Below are 4,542 nucleotides of genomic sequence, written 5' to 3'. Positions count from 1 at the left end.
CGCGCCAGAGAGATCGGGTGCCGCAAGACGCCCGCAAGGGGGGCGCACGAGAATACCGCTCGGCGGGCGGCGATCCTCCGCCACGCGCGGGGCGGCGCGCCGCGCGGGGCGGCGCGGCCGGGAACGTGAGGGCGGCGGCATGCGTTCCCACGCGAGAGGCGCCGCGAGAGATCGGCGGCGCCCGCCACCGGGAGCGAGAGGCCGCCAGATGCCAGAAAGGAAACCCACCTCGGACCAGCTCCGCGACGCCATTGACCGGGGCGAGGCCGGGGACAAGGTCAACTTCTCCGACCCGTCGGCCGCACCGCTCGGCACCGATGACGAGGCCGCGGGCACGCCGCCCTCCGAGGCGCAACGCCGGCGAGCCTACGAGGCCGAGGTGGCGCATCCGGCGCGCGACGGCGCCGCCGAGCCCGAGCGGGAGCGCCGCACGCCGGGCGCGTTGCAACCGGGCGGCACGCCGCTCCGCTTCGCGGGGCTCGGCGTCCTCGCGCTCGTCGTCCTGATTGCGGGTGTGGTGCTCGTCGCACTCTGAGCCGCGCCACCGGCGGCGCGCCGCAGCACCGCCTTTCGCCATCGGAAAGCGCGAGCGGTCAGGGCGCGCGCATGTCATCCTCATCCGTGTCGGCGCGAAGCGGAGGGGGCAGCGATGCGGATACGGCGCGCGAGGGACGAGGACGGCCCGCAGGCGGTTGCGGTCCTGCGCCGCGCGATCTCGGAGCTTTGCGTGGAGGATCATCGCGACGACCCCGCCCGCCTCGCCTCGTGGCTCGCCAACAAGACCCTGGACACGTGGCGGGTCTGGGTGAATGCGCCGGGCGCGGCGCTGCTTGTCGCGGAGGAGGGGGACAGCATCGTCGCCGTCGGTGCGGTCCGGGCGGATGGCGAGGTGCTGCTCAACTACGTCTCGCCGGACGCGCGCTTCCGGGGCGTCAGCACGGCGATGATCGCGGCGCTCGAGCGCGAGGCGTCGGAGCGGGGCGCCGCGGCGATGACGCTGACGAGCACGAAGACGGCCCGGCGCTTCTATCTCGGGCGTGGCTACCTGCCTGCGGTCGGTGCCGACCCGGACCGGATGACGAAACCGCTTCCGCCCGGGCCGCCGGTGGAACGGGCCGATATTCCCGAATGAAGATATCGGTTGCCAGCGCCCCGTGTCTCGGCGATGTTTCCAGAGAAACATAACGCCTGTGCGAACAGGGTCTCAGCATGTCCGCAGAATCCACTCGCGTCGTCTTCGCCGCGCTCCTCGCCGCCCTCGCGGTGCTTCCCGTCACCGCCCGGGCCGAGCAGATAACCGTCTTCGCCGCCGCCAGCATGGCCAACGCGCTGGCCGAGATCGAACAGGGCTTCGAGGCGGCGACGGGCCATGACCTCACCGTGTCGCTCGCCGGGTCGTCCGCGCTCGCCCGGCAGATCCAGCAGGGCGCGCCGGCGGACATCTTCATCTCGGCCAGCACCGACTGGATGGACGCAATCGAGGCCGACGGTCTGGTCGAGCCCGGCACCCGCTTCGATCTTCTCGGCAACACGCTGGTGCTCGTCGCCCACGGGACGGAGGCGGCGCCGGTCGAGATCGGCGCGGGTTTCGACCTCGCCGGTCTCGTCGGCGAGGGGCGGCTCGCCATGGCGCTGGTCGACGCGGTGCCCGCGGGCGTCTACGGCAAGGCCGCGCTCGAGAGCCTCGGCATCTGGGAGGCGGTCGCCCCGCGTGTCGCGCAGTCCGACAACGTGCGCGCGGCGCTCGCGCTTGTGGCGGCGGGCGAGGCGCCCTATGGCATCGTCTATGCGACCGATGCCGCCGCCGAGGACAACGTGACCATCGTGGGGACCTTCCCGGCCGACAGCCATCCGCCGATCGTCTACCCCGCCGCCGATCTCGCCACCCGCGACACGGAAGCGGAGGCCGCGTTCCTCGCCTACCTGCGCGGACCCGAGGCGCGGGCGGCCTTCGAGCGGCAGGGCTTCACGTTCCTGGCGGAGTGACGGCGCGGCATGGACTGGCTCGGCCCGGAGGAATGGCAGGCGGTGGCGCTCTCGCTTCGCGTGTCGTTCTGGGCCACGCTGGTCAGCCTGCCGCTCGGCATCCTCACGGCCTACGCGCTGGCGCGATGGAGCTTTCCGGGCAAGCAGCTCCTGAACGGGCTGGTGCATCTGCCCTTGATCCTGCCGCCGGTGGTGACGGGCTACCTGCTCCTCCTGACATTCGGCACGCGCGGGCCCATCGGCGGCGTCCTCGCCGAGTTCGGCATCGTCTTCGCCTTCCGCTGGACGGGGGCGGCGCTGGCGGCGGGGGTCATGGCCTTCCCGCTCATGGTGCGCGCCATCCGCCTGTCCATCGAAGCGATCGACCCCAGGCTCGAGGAGGCGGGCGCGACGCTGGGCGCCTCGCCTCTCTGGGTCTTCCTGACCGTCACGCTGCCCATGGCGCTGCCCGGCATCGTCGCGGGCGCGATCCTCGCCTTCGCCAAGGCGATGGGGGAATTCGGCGCGACGATCACCTTCGTTTCCAACATCCCCGGCGAGACGCGCACGATCCCGTCGGCGATCTACGCCTTCCTCCAGGTGCCGGGCGGCGAGGGCTCGGCCATGACGCTGGTGATCGTCTCGGTCGTGGTGGCGATGGGCGCGCTCCTCCTGTCCGAGATCATCGGCCGCCGCGTCGCCGACAGGGTCGGGGGCCGCTGATGCTGGAGGTCTCGGTCCGCCACGCCTTCGAGGGCTTCACGCTCGACGCCGCCTTCCGCGCGCCGCCGGGGGTGACGGTCCTGTTCGGGCGGTCGGGCTCGGGCAAGACGACCATCGTGAACGCGGTCGCGGGCCTCCTGATGCCCGACGCCGGGCGCATCGCGAGCGGGGACTGGGTGCTCCTCGACACCGACAAGGGCGTCCGCCTTCCGCCGCACCGCCGACGCCTCGGCTACGTCTTCCAGGAGGGTCGGCTGTTTCCGCATCTGACGGTGCGGCAGAACCTGCGCTACGGGGCGTGGTTCGCGCCGAAGGACGCCCCGCGCGAGGATTTCGGCCGGGTCGTCGACCTCCTCGGGATCGGGCACCTCCTCGACCGGCGGCCGGGCGCGCTGTCGGGCGGCGAGAAGAGCCGCGTCGCCATCGGCCGCGCGCTCCTCTCCGCGCCGCGCCTGATCCTCGCGGACGAGCCGCTTTCGGCGCTCGACGAGGCGCGCAAGGCCGAGATCCTGCCCTATTTCGAGCGGCTGCGCGACGAGGTCTCGGTGCCGATCCTCTATGTCAGCCACGCGGCCTCCGAGGTCGCGCGGCTTGCCACCACGGTCGTCGCGCTCGAGGCGGGCCGCGTCGTCGCGCAGGGTCCGGCCGAAGCGGTCCTCGGCGATCCGGGTGTCCTGCCCGCCGGCGCGCGCGAGGCGGGTGCGGTCCTGACCGCGCGCGTGGCGGCGCATCACGAGGACGGCCTGACCGAGCTCGACGCGGGCGGCGTGCCCCTGTTCCTCCCGCGCGTGGCGCGAAACGTGGGCACGCGACTCCGCGTGCGCATCGCGGCGCATGACGTGATCCTGTCGCGCGGGCGGCCCGAGGGGCTTTCGGCGCTCAACATCCTGCCCGGCACCGTGCGGGAGGTCCGGGGCGGCGGCGGCCCCGGCGTGATCGTGGCGGTCGAGACCGCGGCGGGCCGGGTGCTGGCGCGCATCACCCGCCGGTCGGCCGACGCGCTGGGGCTGGCCGAGGGGATGCCGGTCCACGCGATCGTCAAGACGGTCTCCGTCGCGCCCGGAGATGTCGGTGGTTCAACGGCGCAGCCGCAATAGCCACGGCAGAACCAGCGGCGTCAGGTACATCGGCACCTGGTAGCAGCCGATCACCAGCATCAGCTCGTCGATCAGCGGCGCGGGCAGGACGCCGAGGAAGAGCGCCACGTTCCGGTTGCCCGCGACGACGGCCATCGGGGCCGCCGCCTCCGCCTTCGGCCAGAAACGCGCCGTCACCGCCTGGAGCCCGAAGCCGAGCGCCGAGACGGCGGCCAGCGTCAGTGCCAGCGCCCCCGGAGCCTCGCGGAGCGCGGTCGCCGCCCCGGCCATCAGCCCCACGACGACGACGCCGAGCAGGACGGCGGAGGCCGCGTCGATCATCGTCGCCGCCTCCCGCGTCTCGGGCACGATCCCGCGCGCGCGCAAGGCAAGCGCGACCCCGCCCGCCAGCGCGATGACGCCGAGCAGCCTCAGCGCCGTGCCGAAGATCGCGCCCGCGTCGCCGAAGGCGGGCGCCAGCGCGAAGACCGGCAGCACCGTCAGCGGCAGGAGCATGGTGCCGAGCACCGTCTGCCGGAGCGCGGGCGCGGGGTCGCCGCCCGCCATCGCGGCGATGGGCGCGGCCCCGGTGATCGGCGCGGCCGAGAGGATCAGGACCGCACCCAGAGCGAGCGGGCCGGAGAGGAGGTCCGCCCAGAGAAGCACCAGCGCCACGGCGGAGGGCAGGACGAGCTGGAAGCCCAGCGTCACCGCCACCGACCGACCGAGCGCCGCACGCCCGATGCGGAGGCCGGCTGGCCCGATCCGCAGGAAGGCG

Annotated in this window: 6 protein-coding genes; 5 read left to right on the top strand and 1 reads right to left on the bottom strand. The window is 73.6% G+C overall.

Features of this window, described 5'->3' with window-relative positions:
- The first annotated feature begins 208 nt into the window (after positions 1-208).
- The 5 genes from ACTS11_RS20145 to modC all read left to right on the top strand — a co-directional run bounded on the left by ACTS11_RS20145 (position 209) and on the right by modC (position 3,785).
- The gene (locus tag ACTS11_RS20145) at positions 209-535 is read left to right on the top strand and encodes a hypothetical protein (RefSeq protein WP_442642068.1); all 327 of its coding nucleotides are present in this window, start codon (positions 209-211) and stop codon (positions 533-535) included.
- Between the two features lie 114 nt (positions 536-649).
- Positions 650-1,132 carry a GNAT family N-acetyltransferase gene (locus tag ACTS11_RS20140; RefSeq protein ID WP_442642067.1) on the top strand — a complete coding sequence of 161 codons (483 nt, stop codon included), beginning with the start codon at positions 650-652 and terminating at the stop codon, positions 1,130-1,132.
- A 77-nt stretch (positions 1,133-1,209) separates the two neighbouring features.
- Positions 1,210-1,986 carry a molybdate ABC transporter substrate-binding protein gene (gene modA, locus ACTS11_RS20135; protein ID WP_442642066.1) on the top strand — a complete coding sequence of 259 codons (777 nt, stop codon included), beginning with the start codon at positions 1,210-1,212 and terminating at the stop codon, positions 1,984-1,986.
- Between the two features lie 9 nt (positions 1,987-1,995).
- Entirely contained in the window at positions 1,996-2,688 is a 693-nt protein-coding gene (gene modB / locus ACTS11_RS20130) for a molybdate ABC transporter permease subunit (protein ID WP_442642065.1), read from the top strand.
- Positions 2,688-3,785, top strand: a complete 1,098-nt coding sequence (modC, locus tag ACTS11_RS20125; RefSeq protein WP_442642064.1) for a molybdenum ABC transporter ATP-binding protein — start codon at positions 2,688-2,690, stop codon at positions 3,783-3,785. Before modB ends, modC begins: the two co-directional genes overlap by 1 nt.
- Here the strand turns inward: modC and ACTS11_RS20120 are convergent.
- On the bottom strand, positions 3,765-4,542 hold a 778-nt coding region (locus ACTS11_RS20120; protein ID WP_442642063.1), incomplete at its 5' end, for a hypothetical protein. The two genes, modC and ACTS11_RS20120, sit on opposite strands and share 21 nt — an antisense overlap.

Source organism: Roseicyclus sp. (assembly GCF_052168335.1).
Classification (GTDB): Bacteria; Pseudomonadota; Alphaproteobacteria; order Rhodobacterales; family Rhodobacteraceae; genus Roseibacterium.
Note: the sequence above shows the minus strand (reverse complement) of the source record. Positions and strands in the feature narration are given on the sequence as shown.

What these genes read in the sequence shown, in the direction of transcription:
- ACTS11_RS20145 (WP_442642068.1), top strand. Translation starts at nt 209, where the DNA reads ATGCCAGAAAGGAAACCCACCTCGGACCAGCTCCGCGACGCCATTGAC.
- ACTS11_RS20140 (WP_442642067.1), top strand. Translation starts at nt 650, where the DNA reads ATGCGGATACGGCGCGCGAGGGACGAGGACGGCCCGCAGGCGGTTGCG.
- modA (WP_442642066.1), top strand. Translation starts at nt 1,210, where the DNA reads ATGTCCGCAGAATCCACTCGCGTCGTCTTCGCCGCGCTCCTCGCCGCC.
- modB (WP_442642065.1), top strand. Translation starts at nt 1,996, where the DNA reads ATGGACTGGCTCGGCCCGGAGGAATGGCAGGCGGTGGCGCTCTCGCTT.
- modC (WP_442642064.1), top strand. Translation starts at nt 2,688, where the DNA reads ATGCTGGAGGTCTCGGTCCGCCACGCCTTCGAGGGCTTCACGCTCGAC.